Raw genomic sequence first — 18,080 nt, forward strand, 5'->3', positions numbered from 1 at the left:
AGAACAGCGCGCGGAGTTCTCGACAAGCTCGAACCGAACGGAAACATGATGACCGATCAAGTCCTGACCCTGATCGAAGACGGCCCCGGCGGCAAAGTCGCCCGCATCCGCCTCAACCGGCCCCGAGCGATCCATGCGCTGACGCCGGAGATGTGCGAGGCGATCAACGACGCGCTGCTGGCCTGGGCGCAGGACGACAGCGTGGTCGCGGTGATGATCGACCATCTTCCCGCACCGGACGGCGACCCCAAATTCTCGCGCGGCTTTTGCGCGGGCGGCGACATCGCGCTGATCGCCAACAGCGCAAAGGCCGATTGCGTCGAAGCGGAGCGCTTCTTCACCCTCGAATATCGGATGAACCATCTGCTGTTCGTCTATGAGAAGCCGATCGTCGCCTTCATCGACGGCATCGTCATGGGCGGCGGCGTGGGCATCTCCCTCCCCGCCCGTTTCCGTGTCGCGACCGAGCGGACGACTTTCGCCATGCCCGAAACCGGCATCGGCCTGTTCCCGGACGTGGGCGGCGGCTGGTTCCTGCCGCGCCTGCCCGGCCGGGTCGGCGCCTGGCTGGCGGCGACGGGATCGCGGATCGACGGGGCGGATTGCGCCGCCATCGGCATCGCCACCCATTATATTCCTTCCGACAGGCTGGACGCGATCAAGGCGCGCATCCTGGCCGATCCGATGGGGCTGGGCGAGATATTGGACGAAAATGCGGTAGTCCCGCCGCCCTCCGGGCTGGAGGCCGCCCGCGCCGACATCGACCGCCTCTTCGCGTCCGACCGGGCGGAGGAGATCGTCGCCGCGCTGCGCGCCGATGGCGGCGAATGGGCGATGAAGCAACTCACCATACTCGCCACCAAATCGCCCCAGACGATCAAGGTCGCGCTGCGCCAGTTGGTCGAGGGTGCGGCCAAGACCCGCTTCGCCGACAATATGGCGATGGAATATGGCCTTGCCTGCGCCGTCATCCGCCGCCCCGATTTTGTCGAGGGCGTCCGCGCCGTGATCTTCGACAAGGATAACGCCCCCGTCTGGAACCCGGCCACGCTGGAGGATGTGACGGACGCGATGATCGACGCGATCTTCGCGCCGCTGCCGCCGGACCGGCAATGGACGCCGCTGCCGTAACTGGCGGAGGCGGACTGATCCTGTCCTATAGGGCGGGCGTCTGTTAGACTTGACGACCGCTCTCCTCGGCCCTTCACGCCCAACTTTCCGATAGGATCGGAACGACGCAATAAAATGTCAGAATCTACAGGAAATGTGCGAAGTTAAGCGGGAGATGATGCAATGAGCCAGACGACGATCGCCTTCATCGGCCTTGGCAATATGGGCGGCGGGATGGCCGCCAATCTGCTCAGGAACGGCTATGCCGTGCGCGCCTTCGACCTGTCCGAGGAGGCGCTGGCCAAGGCGGAAAGCCATGGCGCCGTCCGCGCGGGCAGCGCCGCCGATGCCGTCAACAGCGCCGACGCGGTCGTGACGATGCTCCCTGCGGGCAAGCATGTCGAAAGCGTCTATACCGGCGACGTGTTCGGCGCGGCCAGGCCCGGCGCGCTGTTCCTCGACTGCTCGACCATCGACGTCGCCACTGCCCGCCGGGTGATCGATGCGGCGACGGCGCTGGGCTTCGACATGGTCGATGCGCCCGTCTCAGGCGGCATCGCGGCGGCCAATGGCGGCACGCTGACCTTCATGGTGGGCGGTTCGGACGCGGCCTTCGAAAAGGCGAAGCCGATCCTGTCGGCCATGGGCAAGGCGGTGATCCACGCCGGCGGCGCGGGCAATGGCCAGGCGGCCAAGATCTGCAACAATATGCTGCTCGGCGCGACCATGGTCGCCACCTGCGAAAGCTTCGCCATGGCCAAGAAGCTCGGCCTCGACCCGCAGACTTTCTACGATATCAGCAGCGTGTCGTCGGGCCAGAGCTGGTCGATGACCAGCTATTGCCCCGTCCCCGGCGTCGGCCCGCAATCGCCCTCCGACAACGGCTATCAGGGCGGTTTCGCCGTCGGCCTGATGCTCAAGGACTTGAAGCTCGCGACCGAAGCCGCCGCCTCGGTCGGCGCATCCGTGCCGATGGGCAATGCCGCCGAAGCCCTCTATCAACTCCTCGCCAACCGGGGCGAAGCAGCGCGCGACTTCTCCCTGATGATCGAGATGCTGGAGGGGAAGTAATAGCAGATAGCGGAGGGAAGGACTCATCAAGATTGGCTGGTTGTTCCCCGGCGAAGGCCGGGGTCCAGTTCCAACGTTGCGACTGGACCCCGGCCTTCGCCGGGGAACAGGTTGGAAAGGGTTCCAGTCATTGCATCCTTGTACAAGCCCTCCCCGCGAACGTCAGGATGACGGATTGGCCTATTTCCCCTTCGCCGCCTCGGCCGCCGCCAGCACGTGCAGCACATTGCCGGACCAGATTTTCTGGATGTCCGCCTCGCTATACCCCGCCTTCAGCAGCGCGGCGGTGATCTTCGGCAGGGCGGTCACATCCTCCAGCCCGACCACACCGCCGCCGCCGTCCCAGTCCAGACCGATGCCGACATGATCCGGCCCCACGACCTTCAACGCATGGAGCATATGCGCCATGAAATCGTCGAAGGTTGGGCGGTCGGTATCGGGGTAGAGCCGATCGATCTCCTGCCGCTTGGCCAGCAGTTGGGCACGCTTTTCGGGCGTCAGCTTGGCGTCCTCGCGCATCTGGGCGTAGAGCGCCTTCAACGCCTCCTGCCGCTGCGGGTTGGGCTTGGATGCGCGCAGATAAGCGCCATAGGCGTTCATCTGGATAACACCGCCCTTGGCCGCCAGCGCCTTGAGATGCGCGTCGTCGATGTTGCGCGGATGGTCATAAACCGCCTTGCAACCCGAATGGGTCAGCAGCACCGGCGTAGTCGACAACGCCAGCAGATCGTCCAGCACCTGATCGCTGCTGTGCGACGCATCCGGCACAACGCCCAACCGGTTCATCTCCTTGAGCAGTTCCTTGCCCAGCGGACTAAGCCCGCCATAACGCGGCTTGCCCGACGGGTCGGTGGAACTGTCGGCAAACTGGTTATGCGCGAAATGGGCGAAGCCCGACACGCGCACGCCTATGTCGTAGAAGGTCTTGAGCAGCGACACATCCTCGCCCAGCGGATAGGCATTCTCTATCGAGATATAGACCACCCGCTTGCCCGACGCCGCGATCGGCGCTGCGTCCTTCGCCTCCGTCGCCAGCACGAAATTGGCCGGGTCCGCCGCCACCATGTTGCGGATCGACAGGCCGCGCAGGATCGCGAAGTCGCGTGCCTTGCGGAAGCCCTCGATCGTCAGCGGCCCCTGCCCCGTATAGATCGCCCAGAAACCGCCATCCAAGCCGCCCTTCTTCATCCGGGGCAGGTCGACCTGGGTATAGTCGGCATGGACATCATGCTCCGTCTCGATCGACCAGCCCGGCAGGTCGAGCGAGGCAGGCGTATCGAGATGGGTGTCGAGCGTCAGCAGCCGCTGGTGCAGCGCCAGGTCCTTCTTCGACACCGGCTGCCCTTGCGCGGAGATCGGGACCAACGCAGCCAGCGCCACGCCCATCAGAAAGGCGACCCGCATCAGATTTCCCCTGAAATGGTGAACTGGAAGGTGCGCGGAGACAACGGACGGAAGGAACCGTCCCCCGTCACCGCAGGCGAGATATAGGACAGTGTATCCTTGTCGAAGATATTGTCGACATTGAACCGCGCCTTCACACTCTTGATCGGCCCAAGGCTGAAGCCGTCGCCAATATCGACATAAGCGCTGAACACGGTAAAGCCCGGCACGCTGGAACCGGCCGGATTGGTAACCGTTGGCCCCGAATTATCGAAAGTCGACCAGCGGCGCGAAGTATATTTGCCACTGAAATTGCCCACCAGCCAGCTGGCAGGCTCGATGGTCACGCCCCCGCTGACGATCCACTTGGCGCTGTCTGGAATATATTTGCCGTCGGTCTGATAGACCAGCGTTCCGGTCGCCGTATTAGTGACGATATCGTCCTTGAACTTGGCGATATTATAGGTGGCGTTGAGGTTGAAATAGGCCAGGCCATTGAGCGCCGACGGCTTGAACGTGCCGCTGAATTCCGCGCCATAGGCCGTCACCCGGCCGACATTCTGGTAAAAGGTTTCGATGACGTTGGTCGTGCCGGGCAGGATCGATCCGATCGACTGGATGCGGTTTTTAAATTTGGTGTAATAGCCCGCGAGCGAGGCGTAGAACTGCCCCTGGTTGGTGCGGATGCCGGCTTCGAAATTCTGCGATCGCTCCGGCGCCGGGGCGGACACTACCGCCGCGCTGCTGTTCAGCGAGACGGAGAAGATGTCATCCATCCCCTTGGGCAGCGCCATATTCTCCGCATAGGAAGCGAAGACCTGCGTCTGGTTGTCCAGTTTGTAGAGGACACCCGCCATCGGCAGGAAGCCGTCGCCATAGCTGGCGCGGTTGGTCTGTGGTCCCCAGCCCGCGACCCAGACGGGCGCGGTGGCCGTCCCGGCGTTGCGATAATAATCGTTGAAGTCGCGATAGCCGCTGTGGCGATAATCGATGTGCAGCGCCTTCACCCCCAGGTCGAAGATCAGCCGATCATCCGCCAGCGAAATACGATCCTTGATGAAGGCCTGCGTCGTGTTGCGTTCCGACTGATAGTCGCGCCGCAGATAGACCGGTTCGTTGAGGTTCGGCGCGCTGGCGGGCGATCCGTCGGTCGTGTTGTAGCGCGCCTGGGTGCGGTTATAGGTGTCGACCTCTCCCCAGACCCCGGCCTCCAGCGTGTGTGCGCCGACCTGCCAATGCAACTTGGTGGTCAGGCCATAGCGGTCGCCGCCTACGGTCGACAGGCCATATTGGGTGCCCTTGGGCGCGAAGAGCGTCCAGCCCACCGCCGTCTGCCGTTGATAGATGGGCAGGCTGTTGGCGTAGGTGTCGGGCGACACGCCATAGCCGCCCTTATCCTCATAATAGGCCGTCGCTTCGGCCCATATGCCGTCGGCGATGCCGGCATGGACGGTGCCGCCATACAGCTTGTCGTCGCGCACATTGATGGCGAGCGTGTTGGTATAGGCATAGTTGGCGTTGCTATAGGCTGGACCGCCCGTGACAGGGGCAAAGCCGGGTGTCGTGTTAGGCACGACCGCAATATAGCCACGATCGCGTCCGGTGTTGCCGCCGACATCGGGGATCGCCGACAGATATTGCGCCCGGCTCAGCGTCGGGGAATCGAAGTCATTGAACTTGTTCGACACGAATTTGAAGCGCGCCCAGCTATCGCCGCCCAGATCGGCGTGCAGCATCCCCTCCCAATGCTCGCGATCGACCGTACCCTTGCCGCGCCAAAGGTCGCTGTTCAGCTTGGTGCGGCTGACATAGGCGCGGAACGGGCCGACCTGGCCTGTGCTGGCGCGGATGAAGGTGCGCTTCATCCCGAAATCGCCGAAGCTCTGGGAGACGAACAGACCCAAATCCTCCTGCGGCGCGATGCTGTTATACTGCACCACCGGGCCAAGCGTCGAATAGCTGGGCAGGCCGACATCGCCCGCACCGACCGCAGCCTCCACCACGCCCAGATTTTCATTATCGACATAACGGAACACCGGGCTGCCGCCGAAAGCGTCGCTGCGGCCTGTCGGGATGCCGTCGACCACGAAGCCGATCTGGTCGAGGTTGAAGGCGCGGGTCTGGACGCTGTTGCCGAATTCGTAGAGGCCCAGCGCGCCGTCAGTCTGCACGTTGAAGCCGGGCAGTTGCTCCAGCATCTTGAGGCCCGAAATGCCCGATGGCGCCGACAGCAAAGCCTCGCGCGTCACCGCCACGACATTGCTCACCTTGTCCTCGCCGATCGCTTCGGCCGATTGCGAAATGCGGCGGCCGGTGACGGTAATGGTGCCGTCCTCATCCGCGACCGGCTCCTGCGCGTGCGCGGCACTCAGCGCCCCGGCGGCGCAGGCGAGCAGCAACGCCGCACGCGAGGAAAAGCGGATGGGCGAAATGACGGACATGCAAAAGTTCCCTGTTTCACAACGCGACGGCGGAAAGGACACGCACAGGCGCGCGCCTCTCTGCCGTCGTGTCTACGTTTTCTTGTGAAACGAGAGTGCCGGGGGACTCCGCCACGAACCAATGAGAATTTCTCAGTCCGTGGCGAGATAATCAAAATATTATGAGGTGCTTAGCGCCCTTTCCAGACGCCGGGCCGCTTTTCGACGAAGGCGGTCATGCCTTCCTTCTTGTCTTCGGTCGCGGTCAGGATCTGGAACAGGCGGCGTTCGGTCAGCAGCCCCTGGGCCAGTCCGGTTTCGAAGGCGATGTTCACCATTTCCTTGTTCACCATCGCCGCCATGGACGGCAGCGACGCGATGGTCGCAGCGGTCTTGAGCGCATCATCCAGCAGGTCGGCGGCCGGGACGATGCGGCTGACCAGGCCCGCGCGCTCGGCTTCGGCGGCGTCCATCATGCGGCCGGTCAGGCACATGTCCATCGCCTTCGCCTTACCCACCGCGCGGGTCAGGCGCTGCGACCCGCCCATGCCCGGCGCGACGCCCAGCTTGATTTCGGGCTGGCCGAACTTCGCCGTGTCGCCCGCGATGATGAAGTCCGCCATCATCGCCAGTTCGCAGCCGCCGCCCAGCGCAAAGCCCTGCACCGCCGCGATCCACGGCTTGCGGGTCGCGACCACGCCGGTCTGCCAGCCGGAAAAGAAATCCTGCAGGAAGAAGTCGGCCGCTTCCTTCTCGACCATTTCCTTGATGTCGGCGCCTGCTGCGAACGCCTTTTCCCCGCTGCCGGTCAACACCGCGCAGCGCTGGGTAGGATCGGCGTCATAGGCGGCGAAGGCGGCGCTCAGGTCGGCGAGCACCTGGCTGTTCAGGGCATTCAATGCCTGTGGCCGGTTGAGCGTAATCAGCGTCACCGCGTCACGCTGTTCGACCAGGATCGTTTCATAGGTCATCGCCATCTCCCTTCATCCATTTTAGAGGCCGCTCTATTGCGCCCGGCAATGCGGCACCAGCCCTGCACGCGCAGCATCTTTGCCGACGCTATCGGCACAGATGCATGAAATCGCGATCATAGCTTTTGAGATGCGCGCCGCCGTCGACATAGAGGGTCTGCCCGGTCACGGCGGTCGCGTTGACCAGATAGAGCACCGCCTGCGCGATCTCCTCCGCCTGCGGCAACCGGCCGAGCGGCATCAGCGCGCCCAGCCGCTCCATCTGCGCCTCGTCATAGTCGGCCGTCGCGATCGTCAGGCCCGGCGCAACGGCGTTGACCCGTATCCGCGGCGCCAGATTGTGGGCGCTGGTCCGGGTAAGCCCCGCCAGCGCCAGCTTGGACAGCGTATAGGCCAACTGGTCGGCATGGGGATGATCGATGCGCTGGTCGAGGATGTTGATGATGCAGCGGTCGCCCACGCCCGCCGGCACGGTCGCGAAAGCCTTGGTCAGCATCGCCGGCGCGGCGCAATTGACCGCATAATGGCGCATCAGGTCGTCCGCCGTCACCGTCTCCAGCCGATCCTGGCCGAAGATGGCGGCACTGTTGACCAATATGTCGGGCGGGCGGCCGAAACGGGCCGCGACCATGCCCACCAGTTCCTCGGCGCTTTCCGGATCGGCGAAGTCGACGACGAAGCCGTCCCACTCCGTTCCTTCCTCCTCCAGCGTCAGCGCCAGATGGGAATCGAGCCGCGTGTCGTGACTGCCGTGGATGGCGAGCGAATGTCCCGCCTTCGCCAGCGTCGCCGCGATGATGCCGCCCAGCCGCCGATGCCCGCCGGTAATCAGCGCCAGCCGCTTCTGCGCCAGCGGCGCGCCCACGGGCCTGGCGTCATCACGGGCCTTGCCCAGCGGACGATAGGAAGGTTCCTCCCCTTCGATCATGAGGCGATGAGCTTCAGCACTTCCTCGCGCGACTTTTCATCGTCACGGAACACACCCAACATGCGGCTGGTCTTCATGATGACGTTAGGGGTCCGCACGCCACGCCCGGTCATGCAGCCATGGGTCGCCTCGATCACAACGGCGACGCCCTGGGGCTTGAGATGTTCCCAGATGCAGTTCGCCACTTCGGATGTCAGCCGCTCCTGCACCTGCAACCGGTTGGCGAAGGCGTGGAGGACGCGGGCGAGCTTCGAAATGCCCACCACATATTGGCCGGGCAGATAGGCGATATGCGCGCGCCCGACGATGGGCGCCATATGATGTTCGCAATGCGACTGGAACGGAATATCCTTCAGCAGGACCACATCGTCATAGCCGCCCACTTCGTGGAAGATGCGCGAGAGATGATAGGCCGGGTCGTCGCCATAGCCCCGACAATATTCCTTCCACGCCCGCGCCACGCGCTCAGGCGTTTCCAGCAGTCCTTCCCGCTCAGGCGCATCGCCCGCCCAGCGGAGCAGGGTGCGGATCGCTTCGCTGACTTCGGCCGGAACCGGCTCCTTGCCTTCGCCTACGGTTTCGGCATCGAGGTCATATGCCATGAACAGGGCCACTCCTTATGCTGTCGGCCCCCGCATATGGCGACTCGCTGGTCCGATGACCAGTCCTTTCCCACCGCTGGACACAAGATCGCCCCAGTGGCACATCGCACAGAATCGGGGCACATAATCGGGAACGCCCAGGGCATGACAATCATCGATGCGCACTGAAAAAATCGCCGCCGTCCTGCTGGCGGCCGGCACCTCGTCCCGTTTCGGCGAGGAAGACAAGCTGATGGCCGACCTACGTGGAAAGCCGGTGGTGGCGCATACGCTGGAAACGGTCGCGTCCATGGCCTTTGCCGAATTGGTCGCGGTCACGCGCCCGATCGAACTTGCCCCGGTCATCCACCGCAAGCTCGACCGGCGCGGCTACACCATATTGGTCAACGATCGGCCCGAAGAGGGCATGTCGGGCAGCATCATCCGGGCGGTCAGGCATGTGATGCCGGACCACCGCATCCGGGGCATCCTCATCTGCCTGGCCGACATGCCCGATGTACCGCCCAGCCATTATAACCGCATCTGCCTGGCGGCGGAGGATACAGGATCGGTGATAGCCAGCACGGACGGCTTTTCCTCTTCCCCGCCCGCCTTCATCGGCCGCCAGCATTTCCCCGGCCTTCTGGCGCTGAAAGGCGATCACGGCGCCCGCGCGCTGTTGAGCCGTGGCATCCAGATCGAGACGACCAGCGCCATCCTGCACGATATCGATACGCCCGAAGACCTGGCAGGCAGCGGCCCCGTCACGCCGGGCTGATGGTCAGCTCGACCGGGTGGGATCGGTCAGGCCGTCGCCCATCTCGCGGGCGTCGGGCGCGCGGCTGATCGGCAGCGATCCGGTCTGCCGCTCCAGCCGGCGATGCACGACCGGCGCGTCGGGACCGGAATGCAGCGCGTGGATCGCGTCGCTATTGGCAATGTCGGCGACGGTGCGCCGCTGGTTGTGGCGGACATAATCGAGCCAGGTCGACACATGATAGCGCTCGACCCAAAGATCGGATTCCCCCAGGTCGCGCAGCAATTGCCAGCCATGCGCGCCGTCGCGGCGGCGGATGCGGCGACGCTCGCTCATCGCGGTCAGGAACGGCACGACCGACCCGATCGGGATGCGATATTCGATGGTGATGACGATCGGCCCGCTGCGCGGTTCCACCGGGACGGCGGTGTCGGGTTCATGCCAGTCGTCGCGCGGGTCGAGATTGTCGTTCCCCGTCTGCGGCAGCGGCCGCCACAGGCCCAGCATCGCCGCCACGAACTGCGCCGCAGCCGCGCCATACAGGCCCGCGACAACGCCATGATGTTCCACCACCCAGCCGAACAGCCAGGCGCCGCCCGCCATGCCGCCGAAAGCGATCATCTGGTAGAGCGCGACCGCACGTGCCACCACCCAGCGAGGGGCGGACATCTGCACCGACACGTTGAAGGTGGAGAGCGCCAGCACCCAGCCGGCCCCCGCCAGCATATAGCCCAGGATCGCCAGCGCCAGCCAGCCGCTCGCCCCCGTGAGCGCAGTCCCCAGCGCCATTGCCAGCGCGGCGGAACGAACGATCGTCTCGATCGAGAAGCGCGTGCGCAGGTTGCGGCTGGACAGCGCGCCCAACACCGCGCCGACGCCGAACGCCCCGCTGGTGACGCCGAAGGTCAGCGCCCCGCCGCCCAGCAGATCGCGCGCGACCAGCGGCATCAGCGCGGACACGGCGGCAGCGCCGATGCCGAAGGCCCCGGCGCGCATCAGCACCCGCTTGATCTTCGGCGACGCGGACACATAGCCCACGCCCGCCACCATCGCGACGCCCAGCCGCTCGCGTGGCAGCAGCTTGGGCGGCAGGTCCGGCCGCCAGCGCGCCAGCACGACCAGCAGCCCGACATAGCTGAGCGCATTGACAAGGAAGGCGGCCGCCGCCCCCGCCGCCGCGACAATGATGCCGCCCAGCGCCGGGCCGACGCTGCGCGCCAGGTTGAAGCCCATCGAGTTCATCGCCACTGCGCTGGGCAGGATCGTGCGCGGCACCATGTCGCCGACCGACGCCTGCCATGCGGGACCATTGATCGCGGTGGCGCAGCCCAGCAGGAAGGTGAAGCCCAGCAGCAGCCAGGGCGTCATCAGCCCGGCCCAGGCCGCAGCCGCGAGCAGCGCCGATGTCAGCAGCATCGACGTCTGGCAGGCGATCATCACCTTGCGCCGGTCGAGATTGTCGGCCACCGCCCCCGCCCAGAGCGAGAGCAGCATGATCGGCAGCGTGGTCGCGGCAGGCACCAGCGCGATCAGCAGCGGCGAAGCGGACAGCGACGTCATCATCCAGGCCGCGCCGACCGACTGGATCAGGCCGCCGAAATTGGACGCGAGGCTGGCCGTCCAGATTGCGCGGAAAGTGGGAATGGAAAAGGGTGACGGGGGCTGCTGGGTCGGGGCTTCGGTCACACTGTCCATAGGGCGGATATAACCCCAAGGGACAAAGGCGCAACGCTTCTATACCGTCCCGGTACGCAGCGCCCGCGCCCAGTCGGCACGCCCCCGCGCATCAGCCACCCGCGCGGCGGATTCCCAGTCATAATCGAGCTCGACGATCTCCGCCGTCCAGCCGGACGCGCCCTTCTCCACGATCGCATAGCAGGCATGGGGCGATCCCGTCTCCACCTTGTGCGGAACGGGATGGTCGTCGTCATAGGCAGGCAGGCCGACACTGCCGGGATTGACGATCAATCCGCCACCCGCCCGATGATGGACACGCGGCACATGGGTATGGCCGCACAGGATGAGCGGCGGCGCCACGCCCCCTGCCCGCGCCTCCACTTCCCCTGTCGTGGCAGGCCGAACCCCGTCTCCCTCGATCGTTTCCAGGAAATAGACGAGGTCGCCGTTCGGCGATCCATGGACCATCAGCAGGTCGTCGGCCAGCCAGAGTTGTTCGGGCAGACCCGCGATCCAGTCACGATGGCGAGGTTGCAGGACGGAGTCGGCATGACGATCCGACAGCCCCATCTCTTCCGGCGTCCGGGTCAGCAATTGCCGCTCATGATTGCCCCTGATCGTCGGCAGATCCAGCGCCATCAGCCGGTCGGCCGTCTCGCATGGAAAGAGCGGCCCGGACAGGATGTCGCCCAGATTGACGATGCGATCGATGCCCCGCATGGCGATGTCCGCCAGCACGGCGTCCAGTGCAATGATATTGCCATGGATATCGGAGAGGACGGCGATGCGCATGACCCTGAATGCCACGGAGATTCGTGCGATAAAAGGGAATAAACAGAACAACAACCCGGACAGCAGCAACGCCCATGCAACCGATGCACCCCCATTGCCGTTACGGCAGGGCTGCGGCAGCGAAAGCATCGCAATAGAGGCTTGCACTTTACGTAAACGTAAATACATTCACGGCAACATCTTATGCATTTGGCGATGCGCCGGAGCGCCCCCATGGAGAGGGAATGAACATGGAAGCCTATATTTACGACGCCGTCAGGACGCCCCGTGGCCGGGGCAAGGCGGACGGGTCGCTGCACGAAATCACCCCCATCCAACTGGCGACTCAGGTGCTGGAAGCTGTGCGCGACCGCAACCAGATCGACACCGCCGATGTCGATGACGTGATCCTGGGCTGCGTCAGCCCGGTCGGCGAACAGGGCGCGGACATTGCCCGCGTCGCGGTGCTGAACGCCGACTATGCGCAGACCGTGCCGGGCGTGCAGATCAACCGTTTCTGCGCGTCGGGTTTGGAAGCGGTGAACATGGCCGCCGCAAAAGTCTATTCGGGCGAGGCGATGTTCGCGATCGGCGGCGGCGTCGAGTCCATGAGCCGCGTGCCGATGGCGTCGGACGGCGGCGCCTGGGCGATGGACCCGGCGGTTGCCTACAAGACCTATTTCGCGCCGCAGGGCATCGGCGCGGACGTGATCGCCACCAAGTTCGGCATCAGCCGCGATGACGTGGACGCTTATGCCGTGGAGAGCCAGCGCCGCGCCAAGCAGGCCTGGGACGAAGGCCGCTTCAAAAAGTCGATCCTCCCGGTGAAGGATGTGATTGGCCAGCCCGTGCTGAACCATGACGAACATATGCGCCCCGACGCAACGATGCAGTCGCTTGGGTCGCTCAAGCCCAGCTTCGCTGCGCTGGGCGAGGATATGCCCGGCTTCGACACCGTAGCCCTGCTCCGTTACCCGGAGCTGGAGAAGGTCAACCATGTCCACCATGCCGGCAACAGCAGCGGCATCGTCGATGGCGCCGCCGCCGTGCTGGTCGGCAGCAAGGCGATGGGCGAGAAATATGGGCTGAAGCCCCGCGCCCGTATCAAGGCGATGGCCTCGATCGGGTCGGAACCGCTCATCATGCTGACCGGCCCGGAATTCGTCGCGGGCAAGCTGCTGTCGCGCGCGGGCATGACCACCGCCGACATCGACCTGTGGGAACTGAACGAAGCCTTCGCATCGGTGGTGCTACGCTACATGCAGGCGATGGACCTGGATCACAGCAAGATCAACGTCAATGGCGGCGCGATCGCCATGGGCCATCCGCTGGGCGCGACCGGCGCGATGGTGCTGGGCACGGCGCTGGACGAGCTGGAGCGATCGGGCAAGGGCACGGCGCTCATCAACCTGTGCGTTGGCGCGGGCATGGGCACCGGGATCATCATAGAGCGTATCTAATTCCCATTTCCCGTTCGGGCTGAGCCTGTCGAAGCCCCTTCCTTCTTCAAAGAAAGAGAAGCCCTTCGACAGGCTCAGGGCGAACGGAGAGTAAAGGCAAAGCCATGAACACTATTCGCTTCGACATAGACGCCGACGGCATCGCCACCCTGACCATCGACGTGCCGGACCAGTCGATGAACGTCATCGGCCCGGATTTCCTGGCCGATCTGGATGCCGCGATCACGCGCATCGCGTCGGAAGAGGCCATCAAGGGCGCGGTGATCGGGTCGGGCAAGGACAGCGGCTTCATGGCCGGGATGGACCTGAAATATTTCGCCTCCATGCTGGGCACCGCCGATGGATCGCGCCCTGCCCCCGCCGCCATCTTCGACAAAGTATTCGTGCTGAACGGCCTGTTCCGTCGCCTTGAAACCAGCGGCAAGCCGGTTGCCTGCGCGATCGAGGGCACCTGCGTCGGCGGCGGTTTCGAACTGGCGCTGGCCTGTCACCGCCGCATCGTCGGCGACAGCCCGAAGACCCAGCTTGGCCTGCCCGAAATCCTGATCGGCCTCTTCCCCGGCGGTGGCGGGTCACAGCGCCTGCCGCGCGTCATGGGCGTGCAGGCGTCGCTGATGTACATGTTGCAGGGCAAGCTGTTCCGTCCCGCCGAAGCCGCAATGCTCAAGGTCGTGGACCAGGTCGTACCGCAGGGCACGGCGGTCGCGGCGGCGAAGCTATGGGTGAAGGCCAATCCTAGCGCCAATACCCAGCCCTGGGACGTGAAGGGGTTCAAGGTGCCCGGCGGCGCGGGTGGCTTCAACCCCGGCTTCGTCCAGACCATGGCCGCCGCCCTGCCGATGACGCTGAAGCAGACCCAGCGCAACATGAACGCGCCCATTGCCCTGCTGTCGGCCGTCTATGAAGGCATCACCCTGCCGATGGACCGCGCGATCCGGGTCGAGAGCAAATATTTCGCCAAGGTCGCCGCCGACCCGCAGGCCAGCAACATGATCCGCAGCCTGTTCGTCAACAAACAGGCCGCCGAACGCGGCGCGCGGCGTCCCAAGGGTGAGGCCAAGGCGCCGACGAAGAAACTGGCCATGCTGGGCGCGGGCATGATGGGGGCAGGCATCGCCACCGTCGCCGCGCAGGCGGGGATAGAGGTCGTGCTGTTCGACCGCGATCAGGCCTATGCGCAAAAGGGCAAGGCGCATGTCGAGGCGGTGCTGACCAAGCGCCTGGGCAAGGGCATGACACCGGAAAAGCTGGCGGAGACGCTGGCCCGCGTCACCCCGACCACCGACTATGCCGCGCTTGCCGGGGCCGACTTCGTGATCGAGGCGGTGTTCGAGGATGTCGCTATCAAGGCGGAAGTGACCAAGAAGGTCGAGGAAGTGCTGGGCGCGGACACCATCTTCGGGTCCAACACCTCCACCCTGCCCATCACCAAGCTGGCGCGGGCCTGGTCGAAGCCGGAGAATTTTATTGGCGTCCACTTCTTCTCCCCAGTCGAGAAGATGCCGCTGGTGGAAATCATCCTGGGCAAGCAGACCGGCCCGGCCGCGATCGCCAAGGCGCTGGATTTCGTCAGCCAGATCAAGAAGACCCCGATCGTCGTCCATGACAGCCGCGGCTTCTACACCTCGCGCAGCTTCGGCACCTATGTGCAGGAAGGCGCGGAGCTGGTCGGCGAAGGCGTCAATCCGGCGCTGATCGAAAATGCCGGCAAGCAGCTCGGTATGCCCACCGGCCCGCTGGCGGTCAGCGACGAAGTGTCGATCGAACTGGGCGTCAAGATCATGACCGCCGCGAAGAAGGAACTGGGCGACGCCTATGTTCCCCAGGGTTCGGACGACATCATGGTCAAGATGGTCGATGCCGGACGGCTGGGCCGCAAGAATGGCAAGGGCTGGTACGACTATCCCGAAGACGCGAAGAAGCATCTGTCCCCGGTTCTGGGCGAGATGTTCCCGCGCGCGGCGCAGCAGCCCGACGTGGAGGCGGTGAAGGAACGCCTCCTCTATCGCCAGCTTATCGAATGCGCGCGCTGCTTCGAGGAAGGCGTGCTGGAAACGCCGGAAGATGGCGATATCGGCGCGATCTTCGGCTGGGGCTTTGCGCCTTATACGGGCGGGCCGTTCAGCCATATGGACACGGTGGGCATCTCTCATGTCGTGGCCGTGCTGGACCGGCTGGCCGCCAGCCATGGTGAGCGTTTCGCACCCACAGCACAGTTGCGCGAGATGGCGGCCAACGGCGCGACCTTCTATCGCCCCGTTCCGTCCCGCGCCGCAGCATGACCGATTGGTAAATCGTAACGCTTCTGTATTAGGTCTCCCCGAACATCTCCGGGGAGACCTTTTTTCTTATGAGCAAGCCAACGGTCCTGGTTACGGGCGGCGCCGGCTATATCGGCAGCCATGCGGTGCTGGCGCTGAAGGACGCCGGCTATGGCGTGGTGGTGATCGACAATCTGGTCACGGGCTTTCGCTGGGCGGTGCCGGACGGCGTTACCTTCGTGCAGGGGGACATATCCGACCAGCCGCTGGTGCAGGCGACGTTACGCGATCATGATGTGAAGGCGATCATGCACTTCGCCGGGTCGGTCGTCGTGCCGGAATCGGTCGAGAACCCCCTCAAATATTATCATAATAACAGCGCCAAGACCCGCGACCTGATCGAAAGCGCGGTGGCGGTCGGCGTGCCGCACTTCATCTTCTCCTCCACCGCCGCGACCTACGGCATTCCGGAGGAAAGTCCGGTCAAGGAAACGACGCCGCAGCGGCCGATCAACCCCTATGGCATGTCGAAGCTGATGACCGAATATATGCTGCGCGACGTGGCGGCGGCGCATCCGATCAACTTCTGCGCGCTGCGCTATTTCAACGTCGCGGGCGCGGACCCCGAAGGCCGTACCGGCCAGTCGACGGCGGGCGCGACGCACCTTATCAAGGTCGCGGTCGAAGCGGCGCTGGGCAAGCGCAGCCATGTCTCGGTGTTCGGCACCGATTTCGACACGCCCGACGGCACGGGCGTGCGCGACTATATCCATGTCACCGACCTCGCCAACGCGCATCTGCTGGCGCTGGAGGCGCTGATCGCCAAGCCGGAGCAGAATTATCTGCTCAACTGCGGCTATGGCCGGGGTTTTTCGGTGCTGGAGGTGCTGGACGCCGTCGACCGCGTCACCAACATGACGATCGATCGCCGGCTGGAGGGCCGCCGCGCCGGCGATCCGGATTCGCTGATTTCGGACAATCGCGCAATCATGGCCGAATTTCCCTGGCAGCCGCGCTATGCCGACCTCACGCAGATCGTCACCCATGCGCTCGCCTGGGAACGCAAGCTGAGCGATATACAGAAGACATGAGCGAGGCGAGCGTCCGCGCCTTCTTCGCGGCGAATGCGCCCGATATTGCGATCATCGACCAGGGCGTCAGCACCGCGACGGTGATCGAGGCGGCCGCCGCGCTGGGCGTCGAACCGGCGCGGATCGCCAAGACATTGTCGCTGCGCGTGGGCGAGACGGTCGTGTTGGTCTGCGCGCGGGGCGACGCGCGCCTGTCCAATGGCAAGGCGAAGGCCGCGCTGGGCGCCAAGCCCCGAATGCTGGGCGCCGAAGAGGTGGAGGCGATCACCGGCCATCCGGTCGGCGGCGTCTGCCCGTTCGGCCTGCCCTCTCCCCTGCCCGTTTATTGCGACGTGTCGCTGCGCGATTTCGCCACCGTCTTCCCGGCAGCCGGATCGCGCACCACATCGGTCGAACTGACGCCCGATCGCCTTGCCGCCTTGACCGGCGCGCAATGGATCGACATCTGCACGCTTCCAGAAATCCTGGCTGAAACTGTGGAGTGAGCCTCATGCCGACCGAACATCTTTTCGCCACCGGGGCAGAGGCCGCCGCCGACATCGCCGCGCGCATCGCCACCATCCTGTCCGTTGCGATTGCCGAACGCGGCGTGGCGAGCATCGCCGTTTCGGGCGGGCGATCGCCCCGGCCGGTGCTGGAGGCGCTGAGCGCGGCCGATCTCGACTGGAGCAAGGTCGTGGTGACGCTGGTCGACGAACGCTGGGTCGCGCCCGACAGCGCCGACAGCAATGAACGACTGGTGCGCGAGACGCTGTTGCAGGGTGCGGCGGCGCAGGCCCGCTTCGTGCCGATGAAGACGGACGCCGCCGACGCCTATGCCGGACAGCCGGCGGTTGAGGCGGCGATCGCTACCCTGCCCTGGCCGCTCGACATCGTGCTGCTGGGCATGGGCGATGACGGGCACACCGCTTCGCTCTTTCCCGAAGGGCAGGAACTGGCCGAGGGCCTGTCGTCCACCGCGCTGACCATTGCCGCCACGCCGCCCGTCGCGCCCCATCAGCGTCTATCGCTAACCGCCCATGCCATTCTCCAGAGCCGCCATATCTTCCTCCAGATCGGCGGCGCAGGGAAGAAGGCGGTCTATGATTGCGCGCTGGCGGGCGGGCCTGTCGAGGAATTGCCGATCCGGCTGGCGCTGTTGCAGGATGATGTGCCGGTCGAGGTATGGATCGCGGAAGGCTGAGACCATTGTCCGTCATTGCCGCGCAGGCGGCAATCCATCTCCCAACCTTGATCCAAAGTGAAAAGGCGGGAGATGGATCCCCGCCTGCGCGGGGATGACGGGAAGGGAGGAGGCTTGTTTACCATCCCGGTTCATGCTTCGAAATCAGGTAGCGCCACACCCCCACGGCGTTGATCACCAGCAGCGCCACATTCTGCCACCCTATCCCCTCGCTGCCCCTGTTCAGAAAGCCCCAGGCGGTGAGCGCCAACGAGGAGGTAACGAACAGCACGAACGCCCATCCGGTGATGCGCCGCCCCAGGTTCAGCGACACGATCAGCGCTGCCAGGGTCGCCGCCCCTGCGCCATAATATTGCAGGGCGGTGAGAAGCACGGCGTTCATTCTTCCTGAACGCCGCCACTATCGACATGGTTGC

16 protein-coding genes are annotated in these 18,080 nt (G+C 64.8%); 8 read left to right on the forward strand and 8 right to left on the reverse strand.

Annotation, left to right across the window (positions count from 1 at the left end; all coding sequences use genetic code 11):
• The first annotated feature begins 48 nt into the window (after positions 1-48).
• Positions 49-1,131 (forward strand): enoyl-CoA hydratase/isomerase family protein, encoded by a 1,083-nt coding sequence (locus MOK15_RS06470; protein WP_242932657.1) that lies wholly within the window; start codon positions 49-51, stop codon positions 1,129-1,131.
• A 162-nt stretch (positions 1,132-1,293) separates the two neighbouring features.
• A complete protein-coding gene (mmsB, locus tag MOK15_RS06475) occupies positions 1,294-2,181 on the forward strand; it encodes a 3-hydroxyisobutyrate dehydrogenase (RefSeq protein ID WP_242930844.1) in 888 nt (295 codons plus the stop codon).
• Between the two features lie 180 nt (positions 2,182-2,361).
• On the opposite strand, the gene MOK15_RS06480 is transcribed toward mmsB, so the two are convergent.
• From MOK15_RS06480 to folE, 5 genes are all read right to left on the reverse strand, one after another.
• Positions 2,362-3,585, reverse strand: coding sequence for a dipeptidase (locus MOK15_RS06480; protein ID WP_242930845.1), 1,224 nt, complete (start codon positions 3,583-3,585; stop codon positions 2,362-2,364).
• Positions 3,585-6,005, reverse strand: a complete 2,421-nt coding sequence (locus MOK15_RS06485; protein WP_242930846.1) for a TonB-dependent receptor — start codon at positions 6,003-6,005, stop codon at positions 3,585-3,587. Before MOK15_RS06485 ends, MOK15_RS06480 begins: the two co-directional genes overlap by 1 nt.
• Positions 6,006-6,175: 170 nt before the next feature.
• Positions 6,176-6,955 carry an enoyl-CoA hydratase-related protein gene (locus MOK15_RS06490; RefSeq protein ID WP_242930847.1) on the reverse strand — a complete coding sequence of 260 codons (780 nt, stop codon included), beginning with the start codon at positions 6,953-6,955 and terminating at the stop codon, positions 6,176-6,178.
• 88 nt (positions 6,956-7,043) lie between these two features.
• Positions 7,044-7,883: an SDR family oxidoreductase gene (locus MOK15_RS06495; RefSeq protein WP_242930848.1), complete on the reverse strand. Its 840-nt coding sequence runs from the start codon at positions 7,881-7,883 to the stop codon at positions 7,044-7,046.
• Positions 7,880-8,485 (reverse strand): GTP cyclohydrolase I FolE, encoded by a 606-nt coding sequence (folE, locus tag MOK15_RS06500; RefSeq protein ID WP_242930849.1) that lies wholly within the window; start codon positions 8,483-8,485, stop codon positions 7,880-7,882. Before folE ends, MOK15_RS06495 begins: the two co-directional genes overlap by 4 nt.
• A gap of 157 nt (positions 8,486-8,642) precedes the next feature.
• Here folE and MOK15_RS06505 point away from each other — a divergent pair, with 157 nt between their 5' ends.
• Positions 8,643-9,242 carry a nucleotidyltransferase family protein gene (locus MOK15_RS06505; protein WP_242930850.1) on the forward strand — a complete coding sequence of 200 codons (600 nt, stop codon included), beginning with the start codon at positions 8,643-8,645 and terminating at the stop codon, positions 9,240-9,242.
• Positions 9,243-9,245: 3 nt separating this feature from the next.
• Here the strand turns inward: MOK15_RS06505 and MOK15_RS06510 are convergent, their stop codons facing one another.
• Entirely contained in the window at positions 9,246-10,916 is a 1,671-nt protein-coding gene (locus tag MOK15_RS06510; protein ID WP_242930851.1) for an MFS transporter, read from the reverse strand.
• A gap of 39 nt (positions 10,917-10,955) precedes the next feature.
• Positions 10,956-11,690 (reverse strand): metallophosphoesterase family protein, encoded by a 735-nt coding sequence (locus tag MOK15_RS06515; RefSeq protein WP_242932658.1) that lies wholly within the window; start codon positions 11,688-11,690, stop codon positions 10,956-10,958.
• 230 nt (positions 11,691-11,920) lie between these two features.
• Between MOK15_RS06515 and MOK15_RS06520 the strand changes: the two genes are divergently transcribed.
• The 5 genes from MOK15_RS06520 (at position 11,921) to pgl (ending at position 17,664) form a co-directional block, all read left to right on the forward strand.
• Complete coding sequence (locus tag MOK15_RS06520; protein WP_242932659.1) at positions 11,921-13,129, forward strand: acetyl-CoA C-acetyltransferase; 1,209 nt, start codon at positions 11,921-11,923, stop codon at positions 13,127-13,129.
• Between the two features lie 104 nt (positions 13,130-13,233).
• The gene (locus tag MOK15_RS06525) at positions 13,234-15,411 is read left to right on the forward strand and encodes a 3-hydroxyacyl-CoA dehydrogenase NAD-binding domain-containing protein (protein ID WP_242930852.1); all 2,178 of its coding nucleotides are present in this window, start codon (positions 13,234-13,236) and stop codon (positions 15,409-15,411) included.
• A gap of 68 nt (positions 15,412-15,479) precedes the next feature.
• Positions 15,480-16,481 (forward strand): UDP-glucose 4-epimerase GalE, encoded by a 1,002-nt coding sequence (gene galE / locus MOK15_RS06530; protein WP_242930853.1) that lies wholly within the window; start codon positions 15,480-15,482, stop codon positions 16,479-16,481.
• Positions 16,478-16,966: a YbaK/EbsC family protein gene (locus MOK15_RS06535; RefSeq protein WP_242930854.1), complete on the forward strand. Its 489-nt coding sequence runs from the start codon at positions 16,478-16,480 to the stop codon at positions 16,964-16,966. The genes galE and MOK15_RS06535 overlap by 4 nt, the downstream gene beginning before the upstream one ends.
• A gap of 5 nt (positions 16,967-16,971) precedes the next feature.
• Entirely contained in the window at positions 16,972-17,664 is a 693-nt protein-coding gene (gene pgl / locus MOK15_RS06540; protein ID WP_242930855.1) for a 6-phosphogluconolactonase, read from the forward strand.
• A 118-nt stretch (positions 17,665-17,782) separates the two neighbouring features.
• Here the strand turns inward: pgl and MOK15_RS06545 are convergent, their stop codons facing one another.
• Positions 17,783-18,046 carry a hypothetical protein gene (locus tag MOK15_RS06545; RefSeq protein ID WP_242930856.1) on the reverse strand — a complete coding sequence of 88 codons (264 nt, stop codon included), beginning with the start codon at positions 18,044-18,046 and terminating at the stop codon, positions 17,783-17,785.
• Between the last annotated feature and the right edge of the window lie 34 nt (positions 18,047-18,080).

This window comes from Sphingobium sp. BYY-5, from assembly GCF_022758885.1.
Classification (GTDB): domain Bacteria; phylum Pseudomonadota; class Alphaproteobacteria; order Sphingomonadales; family Sphingomonadaceae; genus Sphingobium.